This window comes from Paraburkholderia fynbosensis (genome assembly GCF_902859935.1).
GTDB lineage: Bacteria > Pseudomonadota > Gammaproteobacteria > Burkholderiales > Burkholderiaceae > Paraburkholderia > Paraburkholderia fynbosensis.
The window spans coordinates 272,894-299,351 of record NZ_CADIKI010000009.1 but is presented as its reverse complement, the minus strand read 5'-3'; the positions used below and the strand labels follow the sequence as shown (position 1 = coordinate 299,351).

Genomic DNA, 26,458 nt, shown 5'->3' with positions numbered 1-26,458 from the left:
CGGCGCGGTGAGACGAGGCGGGCGCGTGCAACGCCGGGCGGATGGCACCCGATTGCCCGCGCGCCGCACGCCCGCGCTTACAGCTTCACGCCGCCGGCTTCGGGCGCGTCCGACGAAGCCGGAGGAATCTCGCCGGCGCCTAGATCGTCGCCAAGCTCGTAACGATCGCGGCTCCAGTACGGCTCGCTGCCGTAGTACTGATGCACGGACGTGGCCCAGGTCTGATCCGCCATCGACGGCCAGTGATCCTTGTCGAAGCCCGGGGCGTTTCGCACGCCTTCGGCGGTCATGCTCAGCACGAAGCATTTCTGGTCGGTGTCGAGCGTCAATGCCCGCCACGGAATGGCCAGCAGCTTGTCGCCGATGCCGAGGAAGCCGCCGCTGGAGAGCACTGCATAAGCGACGCGCCCCGAACCGACGTCGAGCATGATGTCCTTGATCTTGCCGATATCCTCGCCGTCGCTGCTGATCACCTTGTTGCCGTCGAGCGTGGCCGCTGCCATCACGTCCGGGCCGGGACCTTCTGCGCTTGCGCGGCCCTTGCCGACGATGCCGGCGCCTTGGGTTTGGGTTTGGTTTTGCATGATATGACTCCTCTAATGGTGGATGCATTGAGGATGAGCAACGCGCGTTCCTTCGATTCGCGCAAGATCGATACGGGTGCGTGCAGCCCGCACGTAAAGGTTGCGTGCGCCGTTGAAATTATTTCGACGGTGGATAGACCGGAAGAGAAAAGCAGGAATGTATCGGGCGGCTGCCAGTTCGCGCTGTCCTTGTGCCTCTCTTTCGACGGGTGGCGCATCAAAACGCACGATCCTCAGCGAGCCGCCCGCTTCGCTTCGCGCGCATCGTCCGCACGCTGCATGCTCGCAGTCCGACGCGCTGCCCCGGACTTCGCCTTCACCTTCTCAGCTGCTTCCTTGCGCACCACGCGCGACTTTTTCAACAGACTCGTGAGCGAGCCATCGATGCTGTCGGCCACCGCCGATTCACGCAGCTTGCGGCCCTTCGCTCCGGCCTGACGCGCCAGCTTGCCCGCACGTTTTTCGGCGTGAGCGAGCAACGCCGCGAACGCCACTTCGTCTACTTTCAATCCGCGCCGCGAGCGTCCAGGCGGCAGGCTCTGCAATTCATCCGCCTCGAACGCGCTGATGATGCTCGGGTGAATGTAGCAACGCCGGCACACGGCCGGCGTGTTGCGAAGCAACACCGCCACCTCCTTGACCGTCGCGACCAGATGACGGCGCGCTTCTGCCGCGCTACTGCAGATCAGCCGCCGCAACGCGGCGAGCGCGTAGACGCTGCCAGCCCACGTTCGATAGTCCTTCGCGGTGAAGTCCGCACCGCTCGCGCGTCGCAGATAGTCGTTGATGTCCGCCGAGCCGACGGTGCGGCGCGTGCCGTCCTCGTCGAGATACTGGAACAGGTCGTGGCCGGGCAGTTCGGCGCAGCGCCGCACGATGCGCTTGATGCGCGGGTTGTCGACCGTCACGTCGTGTTCGATGCCGCTCTTGCCACGAAATTTGAACCGCAGCTGACCGGCTTCGATCTTCACGTGCTTCTTGCGCAGCGTCGTCAATCCGTACGACTGATTGTCGCGCGCGTATTCGACGCTGCCGATGCGGATCAACGTCGTATCGAGCAACTGCACGACCGCCGCGATGACTTTGTCGCACGGCATGCCCGGCAGTTTGAGATCACGTGCGACGCGCGCGCGAATCTTCGGCAGCGCCCGGCCGAACTCCGCCATCCGCTCGTACTTGTCGGCGTCGCGCGTTTCGCGCCAGCGCGGGTGATAGCGGTACTGCTTGCGGCCGCGCGCGTCGCGTCCGGTCGCCTGAATATGGCCGCGCGGATCGGGGCAGATCCACACGTCTTCATAGGCAGGCGGGATGGCCAGGGCGTTGATGCGCTTGATGTCGTCTTCGTCGTCGATGCGCTTGCCGTTTGCGTCGAAGTAGACGAAGCCGTCTTTCTCGCGCTTGCGCGTGTAGCCGGGTTTGGCGTCGTCGGCATAGCGCAGCCCCGGCGGCATGCTCGCGGTGGCGGGCGGCTTCGCGCTCCCCCGCACAGGCTTTATCGCTTCCGGACGGCGTACGGCTGAATTGGTTGGAGTGGCCATCGTTGCAGGTAGAAGTTTCAAGCGAGGGCGCGCGGGGCGCCGATGGTCTGCCACAAGCAAAGGCGATGCCCAAGGCAGAGCCGATGTTCGTTGCTGTGCGCGGCGCGAAGGGCGTGCGGAACGGTCCTTGCGGAATGATCCTCGTGACGAACCTGACCAAGGAGAGCGCCATGAGCAGCACGCTGAACCCTGATGAAGAGCCGCAACAGGTGGTGAAGGAAACCTCGGGCACGACCGGAGCGCTCGGTCCGAGCGATTCGTCCGATAGCGGCAGCGATGTCGCCGGTGCGAAGCGTCATGTGTTCGACGTCGACTCGGAACTCGACAATCACGCGCTCGAAACGGGCGACGCCGAACTCGGCAGCGACACGGATCGCGCCGGCACTGGCGAGCGCGCCGCAGCCGATGGCGATTCGAGGCTAAACGCGGATAGCGACATCGAACCCGATCGCATTATCGATCCGTTGGACGTGGACGACGACGGCCTCGACGAGGATCCCAATGGGCCGTAAGCGCTTCTAGCGGGCGAGCGGCGAGCGTTTGCGCGGTGGTCCGTCCGGGCCTAACGCATGGGCACGTCTTTTGCTGACGATTAACGAAACAGAAACAGCGGGTGCCAGGACCCCGTCGTACGACGCCCCTGGCTCGGCATTCGAATGAAGGAGAAAACGTATGGCTAGCACGCTGAATGGTTGCAAGGTGGCAGTACTCGCAGTGGACGGCTTCGAACAGGCAGAACTGGCCGAGCCGAAACGCGCGCTCGCGCAAGCGGGCGCAACGGTGCATGTCATCTCGGCGAAACCCGGCAAGATTCAGGGTTTCAAGCACGTTGACAAGGGCGACGCAGTCGAGGTCGATACGACTTTCGATCAGGCGCGCGCCGACGACTACGACGCGGTGGTGCTACCCGGCGGCGTGGTGAACGGCGATGCGATCCGTCTGCTGCCTCAGGCACAGGCATTCGTCAAAGCGGCCGACAACGCCGGAAAGCCCATCGCGGTGATTTGTCATGGCACGTGGCTGCCGGTGTCGGCGGGGATCATCAAAGGACGCACGGTGACCAGCTGGCCGAGCCTGCAGGACGACATTCGCAATGCAGGCGGTACATGGATTGACCAGGAAGTGGTCGAGGACGGCAATCTGATTTCCAGCCGCAAACCCGACGACCTTCCCGCGTTCAACAGGACGCTGATCGCGCAACTCTCCAAGCGCAAAGCTGCCTAAAGAGGAAGTGAAGCGTGGGAGCGAAGCCTCGCGTGAAAGGATGGACGCGTAATGCGAAGTCCTAATCGATCCAATGCGCTCCGATGTCGCGGCGCACAGGGAGAAAATGCATGAAATTCCGGTATTCCGTACAAGTGATGACCGTCGCGCTGGGTTTGAACGTGGCGTCCATCGGCGCGGTTCACGCCCAGGCTAGCGACGCGCCGGCGAGCGAGGCGCCGGTCGGCGGCGGCACGAAGCTGTCGCCAGCGGACACGCAGTTCGTGCAGGACGCCTCGACGGCCGACGCCACCGAAATTGCTGCAAGCAAGATCGCGTTGAAGAACTCGAACGATCCGCATGTGCGCAAGTTCGCGCAGCAGATGATTGCCGACCATACGAAGCTCTCGCACGCCATGGCCGCACTGGTGTCGAAGAAGGGCTTCAACACGCCGCCGTCCGCGGATTCCGCGCTGGTCGGCAAACTGCAGTCGCTCAAGGGCAAGGCGTTCGATCAGGCCTACGTCGAGCAGGTCGGTGTGGAAGCGCATCAGCGGGCTGTCGATCTGTTCGAACGGCAAAGCCAGAGCGGCACCGACGCTCAGTTGAAAGCCGCCGCCGCGAAGGCGTTGCCGATCATCAAACATCACCTCGCGATGGCGCAGCAACTCGCCGGCGAAATGAAGGGTCAGTCATGAATGCGATCCTGCCGCGACCGGCCTATGAGGACTCCCTTATGCAGATCATTTTTCCGGACGACAAACCGGCTTTCGACGGCGCAAATCTGACAGTGCGCTTCATGGCGCAGGTGGACGGCGAGCCGGTGGTATGCGCGATCACCGCCGAAGCACTGGAAGATCATTTCGGCGCCGATTCGGCGTTGGAAGCCACCTTGATGACGGCATTCGACAAAGGTCTTCATCGCATCCGTTCGGTCTGCGCGGAAGCGCTCGACCAGAACCACGGTGAAGGCGTAGTGTTGCATAGCGGACTGTTCAGAGTCGAAGGCATGGAACCCGATCGCGGCGCCACGGCATAGTGCCGGCATAGGCCGCGAACGCCATTTCAACGATGCAAGGAGGCCTCATGTCACTCATCGTCGCAGCGCGTTTTACGACTTTCCCCACCGCTGAAAACGCGGCGCAGAAGCTTTTCAACGCAGGTTTCGTCGAAGAAGACGTCACCCTGTTTTTCGTCAATCCGCGCGGCCAGCATGCGCGCTATCCGATTGGCGGCGACACTGCCACCGATCCCGGCGCGAAAGGCGCACCCAAAGGCGCGGGCATGGGTGTCACGATCGGCGCGGTGCTCGGGGCGGTGGTGGGCGTGGCGATTTTTGCGGCGTTCTCCGCGCCGCTCATCGTGTCGCTGATCGCGGCCGGCGTCGGTGCGTATGTCGGATCGCTGGCCGGTGCGATGGCGCGCACGCGCGAGACCGGCAAATCGGGCCATCATCTGGCATTTCATGAGGAGGCGCGCGACTCAGGCGTGCTGGTTGCCGTTCACGTGTCGCCCGACAATCAGCTCGACGCCGCGCGGGTGTTGCGTGAAGCGGGAGGCGTGGCGATCGAGCGCGCGAGCGGGCGCTGGCAGCAAGGGCGCTGGGCTGACTTCGATCCGTTGAAGACGCCGGAGCCGCTGAACGAATACAGCGAGAAGCATGCGTGAGTTGGCTGAATTCGCCGCGTAGTTTGTGATGCGGCGAAGCCTGGAAACGGAACGGCCCGGCATTTGCCGGGCCGTTGCGCTTTGGTGGAAACCTCGGGAATTCGGCCGTACGGTTTATGCGAGAAGGGGTGCCCGGCGTGAAGCTTTTAAAGCCAGTTGCCGTCAAACCCAGAGTTGCCGCTGCGCATCGTGTTGCGGTTGAATGTCGCGTTCCAGCTTGCGCTCCCCACGCGTCGATTCACATCGTGCGGGCATGAGGCCATCACGCGTTGCTCCGCATAAGGACAGCGTCGCCTGCGCATTCGTTGGCGACGTTGCGTGCGCGTGCAAACCTTCGCGAATCTGCAAGACGGTGGCCGACGAGACGATCGCGACGGCCGCGAAAAATCGCGCGCTTCTGATCTTCTTCATGGTGATGCTCCCTGTCGTTACTGCCTGCCCCTTGTTTTCAATGCCTTTGGCAAGTCTAGCCCGGCGTCGACGTGCATTGCGCGACGCAGGCGCAGCCCTGAATAAGCAACCGTTATGCCATCGAGCAAAGCCCTGTCGTATGGGACTTTCAGGCTCGCGCGAGGACAGTGTGCCGCGCAACATTTACGCGCGCCTAGCAAGTTTGGTGGCGTGTGTTCATGCATCGCGCCATGCGTCGCGTGCACGGACGACCGGGCACGGCGCATGCGACCGGAGGGATGAACGCCGTTGCTAGGGGCTTCTGTGTCGCCGTGTGTGATCGATGCATGGCACAAGCGCCACATGGAAGGCCGGCAGCGGATTCTGCGTTTAACGAAACCCGGAGGTATTGAATGGCTACGAACGTTGTTTCCGTGCTGAACGATCTGGTCGAAACGTCGAAGGATGGCGAGAAGGGCTTTCGCAAGGCAGCCGAGGATGCGCACGAGGCGCAACTGAAGACGATGTTCCTGGCGCGTGCCGACGACTGCGCGCGCGGCGCGCGCGAGTTGCAGGACGCGGTGCAAAGCCTGGGCGGCAAGCCCGAGACGGGGGGCAGCATGAGCGGTGCGCTGCATCGCGGCTGGGTCGATGTCAAATCGGCAGTCACTCATCGCAGCGATTACGAAATCCTGGCCGAATGCGAAAAGGGCGAGGACGTTGCGAAGAAGCGTTATCACGACGCGCTCGAAAAGGATTTGCCGGTGGACGTGCGCGCGATCGTCGAACGACAGTATCAAGGCGTGTTGCAGAACCATGATCGCGTGCGCGATTTGCGCGATCAGTATGCGGCCCGTCGTTAAAAGCCAGTAGTTGGCCGGCGCCTGCGAGGGTGCCGGTCACTGTTTTCGTGCCCGAGGTAGCAGTGCAAAAAGCTGGCGAACCAGGGCAGCCGGAGCCGGCCAATAATTAAGCCGTCCGCGATTCAGATCGCGGACGGCTTTTTTTCATGCTGCGTGCTGGAGTCCTGTAAAGAGATGCCGGCCGCAACCGGCATGCTCCTCGTCCCGCGACCGATCTTATTCGGCAGTGACCTTCAGGTGGTTCTTCACGCTCGACACGCCCTTCACGGCTTGCACGACTTCTTCGGCGGCGGCCTTGTCGTCGGCGGAAGGCACCGAACCCGTCAGCGACACCACGCCCTTGCGGGTCTTCACATGGATATGGGTCGACTTGACGTTTTTCGCGGCCAGCAGGTCCGCCTTGGCCTTGGTGGTGATGGCCGTATCGTCCATGTGCTGGCCCATGGATTCGGACGCCGCAGCCGGTGCCGGTGCGGCAGTTTGCGCGGTAGCGTTCAGTGCGAATGCAACACAAGCGATGCTGCCGGCGGTCTTCAGAAATTGGATGGTCTTCATGGTTTCTCCTTCGGGTGTTGATGAAAATTGCGGTCTTGTTGCCTGCGGTCGATCGCGGCCGGAACCGCCGATGACTCGCGTGGGGTCGCCGCTACGGTTCCGTCAGGGCCCGTTATCGACACCGGGCGAAGGTCCATGCATGCGTTGCGAGATGTGATTGCATGCAAGAGCCAACGTCCGTCCACACACGCTGCTACGCAAGTGCTGTGCCCGGTGCGCGATGCACACGGCGCCCCGAGCGGGACGGTCGTTGCCGCACATGCGTTTAGGCTGACGAATAGGGAAGATGACAGGCGTAGTCCGTGCTTTGGCGGGGCCAGCGGGGGGAACCGGAATTTGCCGAGTATTTGTAAAAAGGGCGCGCCACGAGTGCGCAATTCGCGGGCCTGAAAATACAAAGCGTATAAGAAACAGGGTGTTGGGCGAACTGGTACGGCAGTTGCTCTGTTCAGGCCACAGTCATTTTCCAGCTCAATTACGGGACCTCTCTACAATGCCTTCAATTGAACTACGCACAAGGCAGTCTCTTGCACTCACGCCGCGTCTGCAGCAATCGGTGCGTCTGTTGCAGTTGTCGTCTCTGGAGTTTCAACAGGAGTTGCGCACCGCGCTCGACACCAATCCCTTCCTCGAATATGACTCGTCGGAAACGGAAGATGTCGCACTCGCAACCGCATCGACTGGCGAGGAACCCGGCGCCCCGGCCGCGACGGACACGGTCGCCGCCACCGAGCCCGAGGCGCTGCAGTCGGAAACCGCCGGCAACGACACGCTGGAAAGCGCGGGCCAGGACGATATGCCCGGCGACTTTTCGGGCGACTACAGCACCCGCAGTTCGGCGCGCCAGAACGGAGACTCCGACAGCAGCGATCCCGCCGAATGGGCCCGTTCGCAACCGACCTTGCGCGAGCAGTTGCACGACTCGCTGCGCCTTTATCGTCTCGACGATCGCGACCGCGCGGTGGCCCGCTTCATCATCGAGGCACTCGACGACGACGGCTATCTGCGCCAGGAACTCTGCGATCTCGCGGATAGTGTCGATCTCGAACCGGAACTGACCGAAGAAGAACTGCTGGTGGCGTTGCGCCTCGTGCAGTCGCTCGATCGTCCGGGGCTCGGTGCGCGGTCGTTGTCGGAATGTCTGTCGCTGCAGGTGCATGCGCTGCCCGCCGATACGCCGGGGCGCGACGTCGCTCAGCAGATCGTCGAACATCATCTGGAACGTCTCGCGCGCCGCGAGCAGGCCGAATTGCAAAAGCAGATCGGCTGCAGCGCCGAGGAACTGCGCGTCGCCTGCGCGCTCGTGCGCAAGCTCGATCCGAAGCCGGGCAATTCCTACGGCCGAACGGAAGACAACTACGTCGTGCCGGACGTGATCGTGCGTCAGGTGCGCAACAAGTGGACGGTGTCGATCAATCCGGCGGTGCAGCCGCGCGCGCGGATTCATCGCATGTACGCGGAGCTGTTCGCGCAGTCGGCCGGCGCGAGCCGTTCGCCGCTCGCCCAGCAGTTGCAGGAAGCGCGCTGGCTGATCCGCAACGCGCAACAACGCTTCGACACGATTCAACGCGTCGCCGAGTGCATCGTCGCGCATCAGAAGGCGTTCTTCCAGTACGGCGAAATCGCACTGAAGCCGATGGTGCTGCGCGATGTGGCCGAAGAACTCGGCCTGCATGAATCGACGATCTCGCGCGCGACCGGCAACAAATATATGGCGACGCCGCGCGGCATCTTCGAGTTCAAACACTTCTTCCCGCGCGAGCTTGGCACTGAAAGCGGCGGCACGTGTTCGGCCGCGGCGGTGCGCGCGCTGCTCAAGGAAATGATCGCCGCCGAAAACACGCGTGATCCGCTCTCCGACGTGACGCTCGCGAAGATGCTCGCGGATCAGGGCGTGCTCGTGGCGCGGCGCACCGTCGCGAAGTACCGGCACCTGATGAAGGTGCCGCCGGCGGAATTGCGCCGCCAGATTTAGGCATTAAGCGCACCGCTTCTGTCGAACAGGGCTGCGCACGAGGGCCACGCGAGGCTGTCCGCGCGCGTGGCCCTTTTCGTATCTGGACGTTTCGTGCGCGCGCCATTACATTGGCGGGTCGAATCGAAATGGGTGAGCGCAATGAAGTACTCTAATCTGGTCGGGCGCCTGCAAGGCAGACGCACGTCGGCGTGGGAAATCCATCGTGTCGCGCAACTGGCCGCCGCCGCGGGCGAAGACGTCATCGTGCTGAGCGTGGGCGACCCGGACTTCGCGACACCCGCGCCGATCGTCGAGCGCGCGATCGACGCATTGCGCGGCGGCGATACGCACTACAGCGCGGTGTCGGGCCGCGAGCCGCTGCGCGAGGCGATTGCCGTCGAACATGCGCGTACGACCGGAAGCGCCGCGAGCGCCGCCAACGTGATTCTGACAGCAGGCGCGCAAAACGGCGTATTTGCCGTGTCGTTGTGTCTGCTCGAAGCGGGCGACGAAGTGATCGTCCCCGAGCCAATGTATCTCACCTATGAGGCTTGCGTGCGTGCGGCGGGCGCCACGCTCGTGCCGGTGCCGGTCGATCCGGCGCGGGCGTTTCACGTCGACTGCGATGCGCTCGAAGCGGCGCTCACGCCGCGCACCAAGGCGATTTTCTTCGCCACGCCATGCAATCCGACCGGCGTGGTGATGCCGCGTGCCGATCTCGAGCGCATTGCGCGGCTCGCCTGTCAGCACGATTTGTGGGTGGTGTCCGACGAGGTCTATGCGGAGCTCACATTCGAGCGCGAGCACGTGAGCATCGTGTCGCTGCCCGGCATGGCGGAGCGCACGGTGACGCTCGGCAGTCTGTCGAAGTCGCATGCGATGGCGGGTTGGCGCGTCGGCTGGGCGGTCGGGCCTACGGAGCTGATCGAGCATATGGGGCGCCTCGCGCTGGCGATGCTCTACGGTCTGCCGGGTTTCATCCAGCAGGCTGCGTTGACGGCCGTGCAGAACAAAGCGGCGATCGTCGCCGAAATGCGCGAAATCTACCGGCGCCGCCGCAACGTCGTATTCGAGCGGCTACATCGCGTGCCGGGCTTGCGCTGCCTGTTGCCCGAGGCGGGCATGTTCATGATGGTCGACGTCAGTGGCACGGGGCTCGACACGGTGAATTTCACCTGGCAGCTGTTTCGCGCGAAGGGCGTGTCCGTGCTCGACGCGAGCGCTTTCGGGGAGACCGCGAACGGGTTCGTGCGCCTCGGTTTCGTGGTGGACGAAGCGCGGCTGACCGATGCGTGCGAGCGGATCGCCGCGTTCGTGGACGGGTTGCGGGCGCGGTGAGAGTGCGTTGAGGTCGCCACATGTGCCGCGCGGGGAGACTAACGCTCGCGGCCCGCAGTGCCGCGCGGCGTACTCGCCGCGCACATTCGGCGCAAACCGTTGAACGGTATAATTCACACACCGCGAGGCGGCGGTTCGACGTTGTGTAGAACGTTGTGGGTCTGCTGCCTGCCAGGCTGTCTTTCGAACCGGCTTCCTTCATCGCTGCCCATGCCATTCCTCCCGATCCAGTCTTTCACGCGCAAACGACTCTCCGACGTGGTGTCCGACCAGATCAAGCAACTGATCTCCGAGGGCACCTTGATGCCGGGCGACCGGCTGCCGGCCGAGCGTGATCTGGCAACGCAGCTCGGCGTGTCGCGCCCGTCGCTGCGGGAAGCGCTGATTCGGCTCGAAGCGGACGGGTATATCGAAACCTCGGGGCGCGGCGGTTTTACCGTGGTCGACGTCACCGCGCCGATCATCTCCAGGCCGCTCGCCGAGCTGTTGCTGCAAAATCCGCGCACCAGTGCCGATATTCTCGAGTTGCGCCAGGGACTCGAATCGATTTCGACGGTGTATGCCGCGCAACGCGCCACCGCCGCGGACATCAAGAAGATCAGCGCAGCGTTCGACGCATTGAAAGCGGGCTCCTTGTCAGGAGATCGCGTGAATCTCGCTGAACTGGACGCTGCGTTTCACCTCGCGATTGCCGACTCCACGCACAACGTCGCGCTCGCGCACGTGATGCACGGCATCCATACGCTGATTCGTGAGGGGATGCGTCAGTATCATCGGTTGATCGACTACGATGACGCGATGGAAAAGCAGTTGATGAATCAGCATCAGGCTATCTACGACGCCGTGATGGCGCGCGACGCGCAGAAGGCGCGCAAGGCGGCCGAACGTCACCTCACATACGTGCGCGAGATGTATAAGGACGATGCGGCGAAACCTTCGGCCAGCGCGATCTCGTGAGTGCCGGTTCAGTGAGCGCGCGGCATGCGCAGTCGGCTCACTCCCGCTTTTCCCGGTCCTGTTCCCCGCTTATCCCCGATTGACACCCTTCGGCGTCTTCCTTATATTCTTGGTCAGACCAACATGACCAGTCTTACAAATCACCCCAATACCGCTCCGCCGGACGCAAACCGGGCCGCCATGGCTTCCCAGCCCGATTCCGCAGTAGAGTAGGCGAGTCACCGCCGTCGCTTCGTCATTCCAAAGAGCTTATGAAAGTCGCCCTGTTTATCCCGTGCTTTATCGACGCGTTCTATCCCGAAGTGGGGATCGCCACGCTCGAACTGCTCGAACGCTTCGGCATCGAGGTCGACTATCCGCAGGAGCAAACCTGCTGTGGCCAGCCGATGGCCAACAGCGGCGCGCACGCCGAGGCAGCCGGCGCCGAGCGTGTGTTCGCGCGCAACTTCGCGGGCTACGAGTACATCGTCGGGCCGTCGGCGAGCTGCATTCATCATGTGCGCGAGCATCTGAGCGCGATCGAGCAGACCGGCGACGTGAAGAAGGTCCGCGCGAATGCGTATGAACTTGTGGAGTTTCTGCATGACGTGGTCGGCGCGCGCGAATTTCCGTGGGCCGAGTTTCCGCATCGCGTCGGCTTGCACAACAGTTGCAGCGCGCTGCGCCATCTCAAGGAAGCGTCGGTGTCGGAAATCGCTGCCGCGCCGTTTTCAAAGCCGCGCGCGTTGCTCGAACGCGTGAAGGGCATCGAGTTCGTCAAGCCGGCAAGGCCCGACGAATGTTGCGGGTTCGGCGGCACGTTCTCCGTTACCGAGGAGCCGGTGTCGGTGCGCATGGGGCAGGACAAGGTGCGCGACCATCTGCAGGCGGGCGCCGAATACATCGTGTCCGGCGACATGTCGTGTCTGATGCACCAGCAAGGCTGCGCGGAACGCATGAAAGCCGATGCGCGCTTCATCCATATCGCGCAGGTTCTTAATGGAGCACGCGCATGAGCAGGATCGATCACGCGAAAGCGGCAGGTGCCTTCATCAAGAAGACCGAGCACGTCGCGTTTCATGACAAGCGTCTGTGGGATTTACGTGAGAAGCGCGACGCGCAGGCGCACGGCATCGCCGAGTGGGAGACGTTGCGCGAACTGGCATCGGGCATCAAGGAACACACGTTGTCGCATCTGTCCGACTATCTCGAACAGTTTGCGGCGGCGGCCGAGGCCAATGGCGTGGTGGTGCATTGGGCCGCCACTGCCGAAGAGCACAACGCGCTGGTGCACAAGATCATGTCGGAGCGCGGCATGACCACGCTCGTCAAAAGCAAGTCGATGCTCACCGACGAATGCAAGATGCGCGAGTATCTCGAACCGCGCGGCATCACGGTGATGGAGACGGATCTCGGCGAACGCATCCAGCAGCTCGATCATCAGGACCCGAGTCATATGGTGGTGCCCGCGGTTCACAAATTGCGCGCCGACGTCGCCGAACTGTTCGGCCGTACCATCGGCACCGATCCGCAGAACAGCGACATTCACTACCTCGCGGAAAGCCAGCGGATGAATACGCGACCTTACTTCGTGCGCGAGAAAACCGCCGGCATGACCGGCTGCAATTTCGCGGTGGCGGAGACAGGCACGGTCGTCGTGTGTACTAACGAAGGCAATGCGGATCTGTCGGCGAATGTGCCGCCGCTGCACATCGCGTCGATCGGTATCGAGAAGATTATTCCCAGGGTATCGGACCTCGGCGTGTTTGTGCGCATGCTGTCGCGCAGTGCGCTCGGTTCGCCGATCACGCAATACACGTCGCATTTCCGTGCACCGCGACCGGGTACCGAGATGCATTACATCCTCGTCGATCACGGCCGCTCCGAGCGCCTCGCGATGGAGGACTTCTGGTATTCGCTCAAATGCATCCGCTGCGGCGCTTGCATGAACACCTGTCCGGTATATCGGCGCAGTGGGGGGCTGTCGTATGGCGGCACCTATTCCGGGCCGATCGGCGCGATCATCAATCCGACGTTCGATCTGAAGCGCTACAGCGCGCTGCCGTTCGCGTCGACGCTCAACGGCAGTTGCACGAACGTGTGTCCCGTGAAGATCAACATTCACGAGCAGATTTACAAATGGCGCACGGTGATCGCCGAGCGTCATGAAGTGCCGTTCGTGAAGCAGGAAGTATTGAAGATGGCAGGGCGTCTGCTCGCGAGTCCGACTCTGTATCGCGCGACGGTGTCGTCGATGGGCGGCGCATTGCGGCATCTGCCGAATTTCATGCTGTACAACCCGCTCAATATCTGGGGCAAGCAGCGTGAGTTGCCGGAGGCGCCGAAGCTGACCTTCCATGCCTGGTACAAAAAGAATCGTGGAGGCGGCGATGGCAACCCGTGAGGCTTTTCTGGCGAAGGTGCGGCAGGCGCAACCAGCGGCGCGGCCTCGTCCCGACGTGCCGCTGTTCGACGCAGCGGGCGGCGATCTGCGCGCGCGTTTTACGGCGGCGTTGCAGATGATGGGCGGCACCTGTGTCGACGCGGCAGCTGCCAGCGACGTGAGCATGCTGATTCGCGAGCGCTTCGGCGCCGAGGCGTCGATTGCATCGGCAACGCCCGAAGTGCCGGGTACGCGCGTGCTCACGGCGGACACGGAGCCCGCTTCGTTGCAGGACATCGACGTCGGTGTGGTGCGGGCACGCTTCGGGGTCGCCGAAACCGGCTCGGTGTGGTTCAGCGAACGCGAGTATGTCGTCAACGCGCTGGGCTATATCGTCCAGCATCTGGTCGTGCTGCTCGATCCGGCGCAATTGATCGACGGTCTGCAGGACGTCTACCGGCGCGACGACTTCCGTGCCGCGCGTTATGCGGCACTCGTCACGGGACCGTCGGCGACGGCCGATATCGAAGGCGTACTGATTCGCGGCGCGCAGGGCGTGCGCTCGCTGACGGTGGTGTGGGTCGCGCCATGACGCGGTGATTCACTCGACGCGATCGAATCGGCTGCGTCGAATACTCGTTGGCCAAGCGACGTGCAGCCCCAAGCGGGGCGGCGCGCGTGTTTCATTGATCAGGCGCGCCTGCGCGCCGAAGCCGCCACGGACTTTGCTATCATCACTGTATAAACATACAGGTTATGCAAAAAGCCGTGGCAACCGATGCTCGATCAGAACTCCGCTCTGACGTCCCTTACTACCTGCTGAACTTCGAGCGCGCGCTGGCGTGGCTCGCCACGCGTTACGACGATCTGATGGACGCGCACGAACTCGCGTTCCTCGACGCTTTCGCCGGTTTGCCGCAAGCGTCGCGCGCGCTGCTGGTGCGTATGCTGATGCGCAAAGGCGCGCTGTTTCGCGCGAGCCGTCTGGCGTATGACGAGATTGGCTGCCCGCTGCAGGCTGCCGCGCCGATGGCGGCGCTCGGCTGGGTCGACACCGAACCACACCTTTCACTCGACGATCTGTTCGCGCTCAGCACGCGCCCTCAGTTGCTGCAGGTATTCGCCGAAGCCATCGCCCTGATTCCCGGCGCGAAGAGCTTGCGCAAATCCGATCTGCTGGCCACGCTGCGGCCGTTTCATGAAACCGGCAGCGACGCGGACAATCCCGCACGTCGCCCGCTTGCCGCGTGGCACAGCGGCGCCACGGACCGCGTTTTTCACGTCGCGATTGCGCCGCTCTGCGAGCGGCTGCGTCTGATGTTCTTCGGCAATTTGCAGCAGGACTGGTCAGAGTTCGTGCTGGCCGATCTCGGCGTGTTCCAGTACGAAAAGGTGGCGTTCGCCCCCTCATCGCGTGCATTCCGGCAACGTGCGGACGTCGATGTTTATCTGGCGCTGCATGCATGCCGTGAAGCGCTGGAGTGGCTGCCCATCGTCGATGGCGCGAGCGCGATCGACGAACTCGTTGCTACGGTCGTCTCGATCGAAACGGGAAACCCGTGGCTCGACATGCGTCGCGCGAAACTGCTGTTCCGTATCGGCTACGAGTGCGAGCGGCGGCAGAACTGGACTGCGGCGCTTGCGGTGTATGAGCGTTGCGCGTGGCCTGGCGCGCGTCATCGGCGTATGCGCGTGCTCGAACGCAGCGAGCGTTTCGACGAAGCGTTCGCGTTGGCCTCGCATGCGGCGGCCGCGTCTGAAAGCGAAGAGGAGACGCAGCGCATCGCGCGCATGTTGCCGCGTTTGCGGCGCAAGCGTGGCGAGCCGGCGCTGCGCACGCCGGCAGCGCGCCCGATCGAGCGCAGGACGCTGGTGTTGCCGAAGCCCGAGACGCCGCAAGCAGTCGAATACGTCGCGCGCGATCATCTGACGTGCGATACCGCGCCGGTGCACTATGTCGAGAACGCACTGATCAATTCGCTATTCGGTTTGCTGTGCTGGGAGCCGGTGTTCGCGGCGCTGCCCGGCGCGTTTTTTCATCCCTTTCAGCGCGGCCCGGCCGATCTGTATGCGCCGGATTTCCATGCGCGCCGCGCGGACCAGTTTGCCGCGTGCCTCGCGCAACTCGATAGCGATGCCTATCGCGAGACGATTCTGCGGCATCTGCACAGCAAGGCGGGGCTGCAGTCGCCGTTCGTGTTCTGGGGGCTGCTGTCGCAGGAGCTTGTCGCGCTCGCGCTAGACTGTCTGCCCGCCGCGCATCTGAAGTTGTGGTTCGAGCGCCTGCTGCGCGATATTCGCGGCAACCGTTCGGGCCTGCCGGACCTGATCCGCTTCTGGCCGGCCGAGCGCCGCTATGAACTGATCGAGGTGAAAGGGCCCGGCGATCGCTTGCAGGACAACCAGATTCGCTGGCTCACGTATTGCACGCAGCACGGCATGCCAGTGCGCGTGCTCGATGTGCGTTGGGCCGAGGATTCGCACGATGATGCGCTGACGCAGAGCGCAGCCGCGTCTGAGGCCGTCGCGAAGTTCGACAACGGAGCCGCTACATGAGCTACGTAGTCGCGGTGCGCGCAATGTGCGAATTCACCGCGCGGCGCGGCGATCTGGATCTGCGCTTCACACCTGCGCCCACCTCGCTGGAAGGCATGGCCGGTCACGCGACGGTGGCAGGGCGGCGCGCAAGCGGCTATGAAACCGAGATCACGCTGACTGGTACGCATCGCAGTCTCACCGTGCGCGGCCGCGCCGACGGTTACGATCCGGCGGCGAATCGTCTCGAGGAGGTCAAGACGCATCGCGGCGATCTGGCGCGGATGCCCGCTAATCACCGCACCCTGCATTGGGCGCAGGCGCTCGTGTACGGTCATCTGCTGTGCCGTGTACGCGGGCTGGCCGAGTTGACGGTCGCGCTGGTCTACTTCGACATCGGCAGTCAGAAGGAGACGCTGCTGACGCAAACGCATACGGCGCGTGAGCTGGAGATTTTCTTCGTCGAGCAGTGCGAGTGTTTTCTCGATTGGGCCGTGCAGGAAGAGGCGCATCGCGCGGCGCGCAACGCCGCGCTCGGCGCCTTGCAGTTTCCTCATGGGCAGTTTCGCAGCGGGCAGCGCGAACTGGCGGTGTCGGTATATCGCGCGGCGCGAGAGGGCAAGCCCTTGATGGCGCAGGCGCCTACCGGCATCGGCAAGACGCTGGCGACGATTTTCCCGTTGCTCAAGGCGTGTGCCTCGGAGCAGATCGATCGCGTTTTCTTTCTGACCGCGAAGACGCCGGGCCGCGCGCTCGCGCTCGATGCGATCGACACGTTGCAGCAGAGCGCCGCGTCGCGCGGTGCGCGATTGCCGTTGAGAACGCTCGAACTGGTCGCGCGCGACAAAGCCTGCGAGCATCCCGACAAAGCGTGCAATGGCGAATCGTGTCCGCTCGCACGCGGCTTCTACGACCGGCTCGACGCGGCCCGCCATACCGCACTCAACACCGCACTCGACCCGGCACTCGCAGGCCCGCGCCTCGACCGCGCGGCGGTGCGCGCAGCCGCGCTCGCGCACGAGGTTTGCCCATACTATCTGGCGCAGGAACTGGCGCGCTGGGCCGACGTCGTGGTCGGCGATTACAACTACTACTACGACAGCAACGCGATGCTGTATGCGCTCACGCAGATCAATCAGTGGCGCGTCGGCGTGCTGGTGGACGAGGCGCACAATCTGCTCGACCGCGCGCGGCGCATGTACACGGCATCGCTCGACCAGGCGGCGTTCCGGATCGCGCACAAGACCGCGCCGGCCAGCTTGCGCAAGCCGCTCGAACGCTTGCAGCGCGAGTGGAACGCCGTCAAACGGGCGCAGACCGGCACGTATCAGGTCTATGCCGGGGTCCCGGGCAAACTGCTGTCGGCCGCGCAGAATCTGATCGGCGCGGTCACGGATCAGCTCGCCGAAGCGCCGCTTTCAATCGACGACACCGCGCTGCTTTTTTTCTTCGATGCGATGCATTTCGTCGCGCTGGCCGAGCAATTCGGCGAGCACTCGATTTTCGACGTCACGGTTAGCACGGACCGTTACGCCCCGCGCGACAAAACCGGCGCCACGCTCTGCGTGCGCAACGTGATTCCCGCGCCGTTTCTCGCGCCGCGCTACGCGGCCGCGCGCACGACCGTGATGTTCTCCGGCACGCTCAACCCGCAGCATTTCTATCGCGACACGCTGGGATTGCCGCAGCAGACGCAATGGCTCGACGTCGAAGGGCCGTTTCGCGCGGAGCAATTGCAGGTGCATGTGGCGGGTAATGTGTCGACGCGCTGGCGCGACCGCGAGCGCTCGCTCGTGCCGATCGTCGATCTGATCGCGCGGCAGTACGCGGCGCAGCCGGGCAATTACCTGGGCTTCCTGAGCAGTTTCGAGTACCTGCAGCGGGTGGTCGAATTGATGCGCGAACGGCATCCGGCCTTGCCGGTCTGGGCGCAGGAACCGGGCATGGACGAAGCCGCCCGCGACGCGTTTCTCGCGCGTTTTCGCACCATGAATCAGGGGGTGGGTTTCGCGGTGCTCGGCGGGGCGTTTTCAGAAGGCGTCGATCTGACCGGTCAGCAGTTGATCGGCGCATTCATCGCGACGCTCGGCTTGCCGCAGATGAACGAGGTCAACGAGCAGATGCGCCGCACCATGGACGCGAGGTTCGGCAACGGCTACGACTACATGTATCTGTATCCGGGTTTGCGCAAGGTGGTGCAGGCGGCCGGTCGCGTGATCCGCACGGAACAGGACGAGGGCGTGGTGCACCTGATCGATGACCGCTATCGGCGGCCCGAAGTGCGCCGCCTGTTGCCGCGTTGGTGGCAGGTGCAGTAGGGGCGATCGGGCGTCACGGTTCGCGTTGTTGTGTGAGCCGCGTGGCCGGGCGGCGTCGCGCAGCAGGCCGCGCGCGACACATCACGGCGGCCTCGCGCCGGGGCGAATCCGCGTTGGCCCCAAACACCAGGCGCCGTTCGCACGCGCCGCATCATGCATGCGGTGACGGCGTCCCCGGATTGCCGGGCGTTCCCGGACCACCTGCCGGCTTCGGATCGACGGGAATCTGGTCTTCGACCGGCGCATCGCCTTGTCGGCTCGCCGCGCTCGACGCAGCATCGTCAACCGGCGCATCCCTCGACGCCGGCCCGGACGAGCCACCACTGTCAACTTTGGCCGCCACGCTCCCGGCATCCCACGTCAGCAGATTGCGCTGCGGATTCGCGATCTCGATGCCACGCTCGCGGAAACGGTCGACGATGCGCCGGTTGAATTCGCGCTGCACCCCCCAGCGCGCGGTGTCGCGGCACTGCATCTGACCGGCCAGCGTGACCGCGGAACCGTCCACCGCATCGACGCCCCAAAACGCGAAGTCCGACAGGATACCGGCCTGGAATTTCTCGTCCTCGCGCAGCGCGGCGCCGATTTCCTTGAGCGTGTTGATCGCCAGATCGACGTCCTGGCCGAACACGATGTTCACGCGCACCGCCGCATTGCCGAGTCCCCGATTGGTGTTGTTCACCGTCGAGACCGAACTGAACGGCACGGTGAACAGCGATCCGTCGCTGCCGCGCAGCCGCACGGTGCGGATCGACAGATATTCGACCGTGCCAGACACGCCCGCGAGCGTGACCCAGTCGCCGACCTGCATCGCGTTTTCCATCAACAGGAAAATGCCGGTGATGAAATCCTGCACCAGCTTTTGCGAACCGAAGCCGAGCGCGACGCCGAAGATGCTCGCGCCCGCGAGCAGCGGCCCGATGTTCACGCCGAGTTCGCTCAGGCCGGTCAGCACCACCACCAGCGCGATCACGCAGAAGAGCGCGCTGCGCAGCATCGGCAGCAGCGTGCGCAAGCGCGCGGCGCGCACCAGGTCGCCGCTGGTGGTCCAGCGGTCCAGCCGCCGTTCGACCGAGACGTTGACGATTTCCCACACGATCAGTGCAATGATCGCGGCCACGCCGATGGTGGCGAGCGCCGACGCGAACCGATGGCCGATCGTGCCGGCGCCGAACAGATCGACGACGTCGGCGCCCCACGCCTGCAACAGTCCCAGCGCCGTGACGACGCCGATGACCCAGCCGATTATCCGCCGCAGCAGCGGGTAATAGCGGTAAGCATGCTGGTGCACGAGCGATTTCTCTGACTCGTCCTGCGCCTGGAAGAGCCGTGCCAGTGCCCCGAAGATCACGATCGACCCGAGCCGCGCGCCGACCAGAATCGCCACGGTCCAGCCGCCGACGTGGAGCAGCGCGTGATAGCCGTTCTGCACGTCGAACGCCCACACGAACCACAGCGCCATCACGACGGCGGCCGTGAACCACGCCCAGGCGTCCGCGAGCGCGTTGGTCAACATTTCCAGCGAGTCGTGCTTCGCGAAGCGCTGGCGGATCAGATCGCCGACCGGTCTTGCGCATTGCAGGATCAGGATCGAGATCATCACGTGGCCGGCGAGCGCCACCACTTTCAACAGCGCGAGATGCGCGGCGTCGTTCAGGCCGAGCGACTGCGCGATCTCGGCGAGGGCGACGCCCGCGCCAACCACGCCGACAATCCGCACGATCCAGCGTTGCACGAAGACGGCCCAGGCGTCGCCCATGCGCAGCAGTCGCAGACGCGGCGCAGTGGGTTGCAGAAAGAAGTCGCCGATGATCACGATTACGCGGCACAGCACGTAGACGTCGATCAGCGAATCGAGCGCGCGGTCCTGCGGGGTGCCATTGGTGGTGAATACCGAGATCAACGCGCCCGCCGCGCCGACGAATACCGCGAGCGGCAACAGGCGCAGCGCGGTGATCAACAGCGCGCGTGGCAGACGCTGCAGCAGCGTCCAGTGGTGAGTGGCTTTGCGCTTGCCCTGAGCTTCGATGACGCGGTCTTCGGCGGAAGCCGGATCGGCCACCGCAGCAGTACTGACCGCTTGCACTTCGGCTTCGAGCACCGGCGGTACCGGTCCCGTGGGCAGCGGCAATGGCAGGGTCGGCGCGGCACCGGGCGTTTGGGCTGCGGGCGGCGCGGTGTCGACGGGCGTCGTGGCTCGCGTGGCTTGGGCGTCGTCGCCGTTGAGTTCGTCCTGCTCGTTGCGTTCGCGGCGCGCGGCGATTGCCAGGTACGCGCGGCGCAGCAAACGCCGCGCGAGCCATTCGACCACAAGTGCGGGAACGAGCGCGGCCAGCAGCGTCCACAGGACGTTGACCAGCAAGGCGCGCGCATGCGGGCTCGTCAACTGCCAGTTCCACCACGCGCGTACCGACGTGACGTCGAGCAGCGCGGCGAGCGAGCCGCGCAAGGACTTGCCGAGGTGCATCGCCCAATGGGCGCCCTCACGGGCCATTTGCGACGCGAGTCCGTTGGATTTGAACGCGTCGGGCACAAGCGCGGCGGCGCCGCTGGCCGCTGCGGGCGCCGACGCGGCAGCCGCCGCGGAGGCGGCCACGGGCGGAGCGCTTAGCGCGCCGGCGGCGGCGATCGCTTGCAGCGTATCGGCGACTTGCGCGCGGCGTTTCGGGTCATTGAGCACCGCGAGGGCGTCGCGTGCCTGTTGGGGCGTCAGGTTCACCGTGCTGCCGGAGACCAGCGTCGCGGGTGCGGCTGGCGCGGCGGCGGCAACGGCCGGCGCCGCGCTGATGACGAAGAAAAGGAGAAGCCAGACGTGAAATAGTTTGCGCATAGGGTGTAAGGCGGGATACCGGGTGCGGACATTGTGCCGAAACACGGGATGGGTTCGGCGGCGTGACCATGAACCGACACTGGTCGGGGCGTACAAGTTCCGCAGGTGAATCGTCGTTGGATGAAGGCTGTCGGCTGGGCCGGGGACGCAACGCGCGCCCTGCGTAAGCCGCATGCCAGGCGTAACGATAGCCGATGACGGCGTCCATGCCAGGCGGACAGGGGCGAACGGCCCGGCCAAGTCTAGGCCAATACGCGTAGCACGAAGCTTGCCCGCTGAATCGGTCCGGCGTCTTCAGAGGGGGGCTTGCGTCGCGATGTGGCGGGGTTTCCGCGTTTGCGGCGAGCGGAGGCGGGGCAGATGGGACAAATGGGACCAACGCGGCGGCAAGCACCGAGTAGTGAGCTAGTGCCTGAACCCGAGGCAGCCGCGTGATCGCTACTATACGGGCGCTGCTCGCTTAAACCGGCGCGATGCCGAACGTCCCGTCGACCACTTCGGTAAAACTACGCTCCTCACGCAGAATGAAGCGCCTCGTCTGCGCGAAGCGGAAGTTCTCGAGCGCTTCGGCGTCGCTGCGCAGTCGCGCGCGATAGGTTTCGTAGGCCGCGAGGCTGTCGAACGTGACAAGACCCCACGCGATGTCGTTGGTGCCTTCGTGCGGCAGAAAGTAGCCAGTCAGATGACCGCCGCAGCGCGGAATAATACGCCCCCAGTTGCGGGCGTATTCGTCGAAAGCGGCGCGCTGGAAAGGGTCGATCTGATAGCGGATGAAGCAGGTGATCGCCATAGTGAAGCTCCGGGTGGTGGGCGGCGGGACGAAACCGCATGGAGATCAGTATGACGGGCGCCGGCCCGCGATGTTTCACGGCCGGATGAAGTGTCGAGCGGGGAAGGTCCAGCGCCGCTATCGCCCCGGCTCAAGCCACCGAGGACGTTTGCCGCTGCGCCTCATCGTCGGCGTCCGGGCCGCCCGTCGCGTTCGACGCGCGGGCCGCGGCGGGTTCCTGATGCAACCGGTTCGCATGCATCAGCCGGTACAGTGTCGCGCGCGAAATGCCCAGCTCGGCCGCCGCTTCGGACAGCTTGTAGCCATGCCGCTGCAACGCGTGCTCGACCGCGTCCTTTTCCGCCTTGCTGCGGATTTCCGCAAGCGTCACCGCCGGGCCGTTGTCCGCTTCCGGCAGACCGAGGTCGCTCGCGGTGATGAAGCGGCCCTCGCTCATCACCACCGCGCGCCGCACGCAGTTGATCAGCTCGCGCACATTGCCCGGCCACGGATAGTTCGACATCGCGACGATCGCGTCGCTCGACAGCCCGCGCAGTTTGCGCGCGCCGTCCTGCCGGTACATGCTGAGCGCGTAGTTGGCGAGCAGCTTGATGTCGCCGCCGCGCTCGCGCAACGGCGGCTCGACAAGGCACAGCACGCACAGCCGGTGATACAGGTCGGAGCGGAAGCGCCCGTCTTCGACCGCCTTGTCCAGATCGACGTGGGTCGCCGAAATGACCCGCGCGTCGACCTTGATCGGGCCATTGCCGCCGAGCCGCTCGATCGTGCCTTCCTGCAGAAAGCGCAACAGGACTGCCTGGCATTCGTGCGGCATGTCGCCGATTTCGTCGAGAAAAAGCGTGCCCTCGTGCGCGCTTTCGATCCGGCCGATCTTGCGTTGCAGCGCGCCGGTGAACGCTCCACGCTCGTGGCCGAACAGTTCGGCTTGCAGCAGGCTCGGCGCGATCGCGGCGCAATTGATTGCGACGAACGCGCGGCCGGCGCGCGGCGAGCGCTCGTGAATCGCACGAGCGGTCAATTCCTTGCCGGTGCCCGATTCGCCGGCGACGAACACCGGCGCGTCGGTCACGCCGCATTTGTCGATGCGTCGATAAAGCTGCTGCATGGGCTCGCATTGTCCGACCATGCCGTGCCGCCCGAGCGAAGGCTCCGGCGCGTCGGGCGCGTGACGCAGACTCGACAGCCCGTGCGCATGGCCGAGCGCGAACACGAGCCGGTCGTTCAGCCACGGCCGCGTGACGAAGTCGAAGCAGTAATCGAGGATGAAGCGGCTGACCAGCTCGTCTTCCGCCTGGCCGGGGACGATTTGCGCGACCCAGTTGGTCTCGACGCGCCGCATGCACGACGCGAGCGCGGACAGATGCTGCGACGTGCACTCGTCGGGCAGTTGCACGAGGCCGACCTTGATATTGCCGCGCTCGATCATGCGTTCGGCGATGGCCGTGCTTTTGGCGTGTACGGCTTGCCAGCCAGACGTCGCCAGAAAATCGACGAGCTTCTGATCGGGCGAGTTCGACACGTACAGAACGGTGCGTTCCGCGTCGACGGGCGTGCAAGTCGTAGTCATGTTACCCCCGGTTCGATGCTGCTCTCAGGACTGCTGTTCGACACATTGGATACGCCGGTGGGCGGCGCCGGCCTTCAGTCAACTGAACCGGCCCGGTCCGCTCGCGCGGATCGGGCTGGTTTGCGTTCAACGTTCAGGACCGGCTGCAGCAGTCCGGCGACGACGCATACGGCGGTTGCAATGATGGGGCATGGAGCGGGCGGCATAAACCGCGAAATGCTGCATGGTGGACCGATAGCGTAGGCGTTCATTGCTGAAACCGCCGCACGCCTTCATCCCCGAATCACAAAACCGTTTCTTGCCTCGATGACCTGAAAACGGCGCTCTAATTGGCGCGTGGCTTAAAGATAAGCGAAAGCGCCTGATAGCGCCATACAAACAAATCGGGATTAAGAAATGATTTTTGCGCAAATGGCGCGCTGAGGACGATTAAAAAAAACCGGTCAAGCTGGGTTATGAGAGGCTTCCCACATAACCATGCAATCGCGCCGCGCTAAATCGCGATGCGAATGGCGCGTTGGCAATGCGGTTTGTCTCATGCCTGCTACATATCGGGCAGGCCCGTGCCAGCGTGACGTGATGCTTCGGACGGTCAGCATCGCTAACTGGGCGCGTTGCGCAAACCATGGCCAGTCATGGCCCGCGCGGGATTCGCGGGTCGCCGGCGAGCGCCGGGTTTCTCCGCGGCGCGGCGCATTTTGGCGCATGGGCGTATCAAGAACGAATCAACCTCCGGCACGGACGATTCCGAACACGGCTGCCGCGCCGCATGATTCACGGTGGCATAAGGCTTCTGGTCCGCATGGCATGGCCATTGCAATAAGCACTGCACGATAAATCTGAATGCGTTGCCGACCGGTCCGCAGCACGGGGAAAGCTGAGATTTGGAAAAAAGCCGGCGGCAGCGCGGATTTCACAAGCACGGCCGGGGAAGCCGGGTTTGCGAGGTGGCGGCGGGGCCAACGGAACGGACATCGATCAAAAAACGGCTGAATGACCGATACACGGATTATCGGCATTCCGAACCGGATGACGTGAAATTGACTCGCGATCAGGTAGGTCAATTTTCATCGATGGACCTGAAGTGGGATGTAAATAGCGACGAGTGCCGCATTCGACCAGTTTGGCGAGTGACGCACCACCGAACAAGGGCAGGGGCAGCGCCGGCCAGGACCAACCGGTGCGAAGAAGCGAGGAGAGGCCACAGTCTCCAGAGAGAGACACATGTTACGAGGTGGACTGGGTGCCGTGTCCGTGCTGTCGCACGGACACGGACATCTGGACCAAAAAAACGTGGGCAAAGAGGCTCATCTTTCGGGGGCTGTCATGAAAAAACTGATTCGCGAGCCGGACGCTATCGTGCGGACGGACCCTTTCCCCAGCGCGGACCCAACCGGGCTTTCCTATCGCCGGCGTGTCGCGGCGCGACGGCGCGCGCTGTTCGCCGAGTCACCGGTCGATGTCATGACGCTGGTGGTTGCCGAGGCGCTCAGGCGCAAGGCCGAGGCCGAGATCCGGCGCGACGCGTTGCGCGACGCGCTGTATGAAATGCCGGTGCGGCCCGAACGGCATGCCGATCACGAGTGTGACGCGCAGATCCGGCCAACAGAGTTCGACGAATAACGACGAATAACGACGCATAACAACGAATAACGACGTATGAGTCCGCACGCCGACGGAGAGGTCGGCGTGGCCTCGCCAACCGGCGGCCTCAGACCGATGGAGACCTGACATGATCGACATCTTCCTGATTGCCGCCAGCATCGATCACGCGCAGCAGATCGTCGCGCGGCTCGAGGGAAGCGGCGTGCGTTACCGATTGCGCACCGCCTACGGCTCCGCCCGGCAACTGCGCGCGCACGCGCGCCTGATCCGCAATGCCGATCTGCTGATCGTCGACGACGCCAGTCTGAACGCGCGTGAAATGGACGGTATCGAGGAGGCGCTCGCCTGCTGGCCGGCGCTCGACTGCATGCTGGTGGTGCGCTCGCCGGCCACCGCGTTGCTCGGCGCGGCGATGAGCGTCGGCGTGCAGCACGTGCTGTCATGGCCGCTCGATCCGCTCGCGATCGCCGCCGCGCTCACCCAGATCGACGCGAGGAAAACCGCGGCCGGGCGGCGCGCGGGCCGCGTGGTATCGCTGGCATCGAGCAAGGGCGGCAGCGGCACGACGCTGATCGCGGTCAATCTCGCCTGTTCGCTCGCCGCGCAGCGCGAGCGGCGCGTGCTGCTGATCGACCTCAGCCAGCAATTCGCCGATGCCAGCCTGCTGATGGCCGACAGGCCCCCGCCGACCACGCTCGCCGACCTATGTTCGCAGATCGATCACCTCGACGCCGCGCTGTTCGACTCGTGCGTGATGCACGTGCATGCGAACCTCGACGTGCTGGCCGGCGCGGGCGACCCGCTCAAGGCCGCCGAGTTGCGGCCCGCGCAGCTGCAGCGGATTCTTGCGCTGGTGCGCGAGCGCTACGATGACGTGCTGATCGACATCGGACCGAGCCTGAACCCGTTGACGATCCATGCGCTCGATCATAGCGACGCGATCTGCATGGTGGTGCGGCAGACGCCGCTGTACCTGCATGGCGGGCGCCGCATGCTCGACATCTTCCGGGAACTCGGCTATCCGGCCGCAAAGGTGCGAGTGGTGGTCAATCAATACGACAAGAACGCGCAGATCAATCTGCCGACGCTCGAAAAGACCCTCGGCGCGACAGTCGCGCATCAGCTTCCGCGCGACGACCGCCGCGTCAACGAGGCGCTGTGCCGCGGCGTGCCGCTCGTCACGCTGGCGCGCGACAGCGCGCTCGCCCACGGCATTGGCCTGCTCGCCGGCATGCTGTTGCCGGTTGTCGCCGAACGCCGGAAGAGCATGATCGGCCGGCTGCTGGCCACGTGGCCGAATCTACCGCCGCAACTGAAACCGGGGCTTTGAAGCGGTCCGTCGAGCGGCGCGTTGCACGGCTATTTTGACGGTGTATCGTAAAAGAACCGCATCCGTTC

The 26,458-nt window shown here is 64.3% G+C and carries 23 protein-coding genes; 16 read left to right on the top strand and 7 right to left on the bottom strand.

The genetic code is table 11. The features are described 5' to 3' along the window. Positions 1-77: 77 nt before the first annotated feature. A complete protein-coding gene (locus tag HV770_RS17580) occupies positions 78-584 on the bottom strand; it encodes a PRC-barrel domain-containing protein (RefSeq protein ID WP_175161564.1) in 507 nt (168 codons plus the stop codon). A 233-nt stretch (positions 585-817) separates the two neighbouring features. Then, positions 818-2,122 (bottom strand): DNA topoisomerase IB, encoded by a 1,305-nt coding sequence (locus HV770_RS17575; protein WP_175161563.1) that lies wholly within the window; start codon positions 2,120-2,122, stop codon positions 818-820. A 170-nt stretch (positions 2,123-2,292) separates the two neighbouring features. Between HV770_RS17575 and HV770_RS17570 the strand changes: the two genes are divergently transcribed. The 5 genes from HV770_RS17570 (at position 2,293) to HV770_RS17550 (ending at position 4,993) form a co-directional block, all read left to right on the top strand. Continuing rightward, positions 2,293-2,634 (top strand): chemotaxis protein, encoded by a 342-nt coding sequence (locus HV770_RS17570; protein WP_175161617.1) that lies wholly within the window; start codon positions 2,293-2,295, stop codon positions 2,632-2,634. 160 nt (positions 2,635-2,794) lie between these two features. Beyond that, entirely contained in the window at positions 2,795-3,346 is a 552-nt protein-coding gene (locus HV770_RS17565) for a type 1 glutamine amidotransferase domain-containing protein (protein ID WP_175161562.1), read from the top strand. 110 nt (positions 3,347-3,456) lie between these two features. Further along, positions 3,457-4,023 (top strand): DUF4142 domain-containing protein, encoded by a 567-nt coding sequence (locus HV770_RS17560; protein ID WP_175161561.1) that lies wholly within the window; start codon positions 3,457-3,459, stop codon positions 4,021-4,023. Next, positions 4,020-4,364: a DUF1488 family protein gene (locus HV770_RS17555; protein ID WP_175161560.1), complete on the top strand. Its 345-nt coding sequence runs from the start codon at positions 4,020-4,022 to the stop codon at positions 4,362-4,364. The genes HV770_RS17560 and HV770_RS17555 overlap by 4 nt, the downstream gene beginning before the upstream one ends. A gap of 47 nt (positions 4,365-4,411) precedes the next feature. Next, positions 4,412-4,993 carry a phage tail tape measure protein gene (locus HV770_RS17550; protein WP_175161559.1) on the top strand — a complete coding sequence of 194 codons (582 nt, stop codon included), beginning with the start codon at positions 4,412-4,414 and terminating at the stop codon, positions 4,991-4,993. A 162-nt stretch (positions 4,994-5,155) separates the two neighbouring features. Here the strand turns inward: HV770_RS17550 and HV770_RS17545 are convergent, their stop codons facing one another. Next, complete coding sequence (locus tag HV770_RS17545) at positions 5,156-5,404, bottom strand: hypothetical protein (protein WP_121322607.1); 249 nt, start codon at positions 5,402-5,404, stop codon at positions 5,156-5,158. A gap of 392 nt (positions 5,405-5,796) precedes the next feature. Here HV770_RS17545 and HV770_RS17540 point away from each other — a divergent pair, with 392 nt between their 5' ends. Beyond that, on the top strand, positions 5,797-6,246 hold the full coding sequence (locus HV770_RS17540) for a PA2169 family four-helix-bundle protein (RefSeq protein WP_175161558.1): 450 nt from the start codon (positions 5,797-5,799) through the stop codon (positions 6,244-6,246). A 216-nt stretch (positions 6,247-6,462) separates the two neighbouring features. Here HV770_RS17540 and HV770_RS17535 read toward each other — a convergent pair whose 3' ends face one another. Then, positions 6,463-6,801 (bottom strand): BON domain-containing protein, encoded by a 339-nt coding sequence (locus HV770_RS17535; protein ID WP_175161557.1) that lies wholly within the window; start codon positions 6,799-6,801, stop codon positions 6,463-6,465. 493 nt (positions 6,802-7,294) lie between these two features. Here HV770_RS17535 and HV770_RS17530 point away from each other — a divergent pair, with 493 nt between their 5' ends. From HV770_RS17530 to HV770_RS17495, 8 genes are all read left to right on the top strand, one after another. Then, a complete protein-coding gene (locus HV770_RS17530; RefSeq protein ID WP_175161556.1) occupies positions 7,295-8,776 on the top strand; it encodes an RNA polymerase factor sigma-54 in 1,482 nt (493 codons plus the stop codon). Positions 8,777-8,917: 141 nt separating this feature from the next. Continuing rightward, on the top strand, positions 8,918-10,096 hold the full coding sequence (locus HV770_RS17525) for a pyridoxal phosphate-dependent aminotransferase (RefSeq protein ID WP_175161555.1): 1,179 nt from the start codon (positions 8,918-8,920) through the stop codon (positions 10,094-10,096). A gap of 210 nt (positions 10,097-10,306) precedes the next feature. Next, a complete protein-coding gene (locus HV770_RS17520) occupies positions 10,307-11,053 on the top strand; it encodes a FadR/GntR family transcriptional regulator (protein WP_175161553.1) in 747 nt (248 codons plus the stop codon). Positions 11,054-11,304: 251 nt separating this feature from the next. Further along, the gene (locus HV770_RS17515; RefSeq protein WP_175161552.1) at positions 11,305-12,048 is read left to right on the top strand and encodes a (Fe-S)-binding protein; all 744 of its coding nucleotides are present in this window, start codon (positions 11,305-11,307) and stop codon (positions 12,046-12,048) included. Beyond that, on the top strand, positions 12,045-13,436 hold the full coding sequence (locus HV770_RS17510; RefSeq protein ID WP_121322593.1) for a lactate utilization protein B: 1,392 nt from the start codon (positions 12,045-12,047) through the stop codon (positions 13,434-13,436). Before HV770_RS17515 ends, HV770_RS17510 begins: the two co-directional genes overlap by 4 nt. Next, the gene (locus tag HV770_RS17505; RefSeq protein ID WP_175161550.1) at positions 13,423-14,007 is read left to right on the top strand and encodes a LutC/YkgG family protein; all 585 of its coding nucleotides are present in this window, start codon (positions 13,423-13,425) and stop codon (positions 14,005-14,007) included. The genes HV770_RS17510 and HV770_RS17505 overlap by 14 nt, the downstream gene beginning before the upstream one ends. 176 nt (positions 14,008-14,183) lie before the next feature. Then, entirely contained in the window at positions 14,184-15,971 is a 1,788-nt protein-coding gene (locus tag HV770_RS17500) for a VRR-NUC domain-containing protein (protein ID WP_175161548.1), read from the top strand. Beyond that, positions 15,968-18,268, top strand: coding sequence for an ATP-dependent DNA helicase (locus tag HV770_RS17495; protein ID WP_175161546.1), 2,301 nt, complete (start codon positions 15,968-15,970; stop codon positions 18,266-18,268). Before HV770_RS17500 ends, HV770_RS17495 begins: the two co-directional genes overlap by 4 nt. Before the next feature lie 151 nt (positions 18,269-18,419). Here the strand turns inward: HV770_RS17495 and HV770_RS17490 are convergent, their stop codons facing one another. The 3 genes from HV770_RS17490 to HV770_RS17480 all read right to left on the bottom strand — a co-directional run bounded on the left by HV770_RS17490 (position 18,420) and on the right by HV770_RS17480 (position 23,455). Further along, positions 18,420-21,098 carry a mechanosensitive ion channel family protein gene (locus HV770_RS17490; RefSeq protein WP_175161544.1) on the bottom strand — a complete coding sequence of 893 codons (2,679 nt, stop codon included), beginning with the start codon at positions 21,096-21,098 and terminating at the stop codon, positions 18,420-18,422. Between the two features lie 460 nt (positions 21,099-21,558). Continuing rightward, the gene (locus HV770_RS17485; RefSeq protein ID WP_121322585.1) at positions 21,559-21,888 is read right to left on the bottom strand and encodes an NIPSNAP family protein; all 330 of its coding nucleotides are present in this window, start codon (positions 21,886-21,888) and stop codon (positions 21,559-21,561) included. Positions 21,889-22,018: 130 nt separating this feature from the next. Beyond that, positions 22,019-23,455, bottom strand: a complete 1,437-nt coding sequence (locus tag HV770_RS17480) for a sigma-54-dependent transcriptional regulator (RefSeq protein WP_175161541.1) — start codon at positions 23,453-23,455, stop codon at positions 22,019-22,021. Between the two features lie 1,326 nt (positions 23,456-24,781). Between HV770_RS17480 and HV770_RS17475 the strand changes: the two genes are divergently transcribed. Together HV770_RS17475 and HV770_RS17470 are read left to right on the top strand one after the other, a co-directional pair. Then, positions 24,782-25,078: a hypothetical protein gene (locus HV770_RS17475; RefSeq protein ID WP_246290964.1), complete on the top strand. Its 297-nt coding sequence runs from the start codon at positions 24,782-24,784 to the stop codon at positions 25,076-25,078. A 109-nt stretch (positions 25,079-25,187) separates the two neighbouring features. After that, positions 25,188-26,390, top strand: a complete 1,203-nt coding sequence (locus tag HV770_RS17470) for a CpaE/TadZ family protein (RefSeq protein WP_175161539.1) — start codon at positions 25,188-25,190, stop codon at positions 26,388-26,390. The last annotated feature ends 68 nt before the right edge of the window (positions 26,391-26,458 follow it).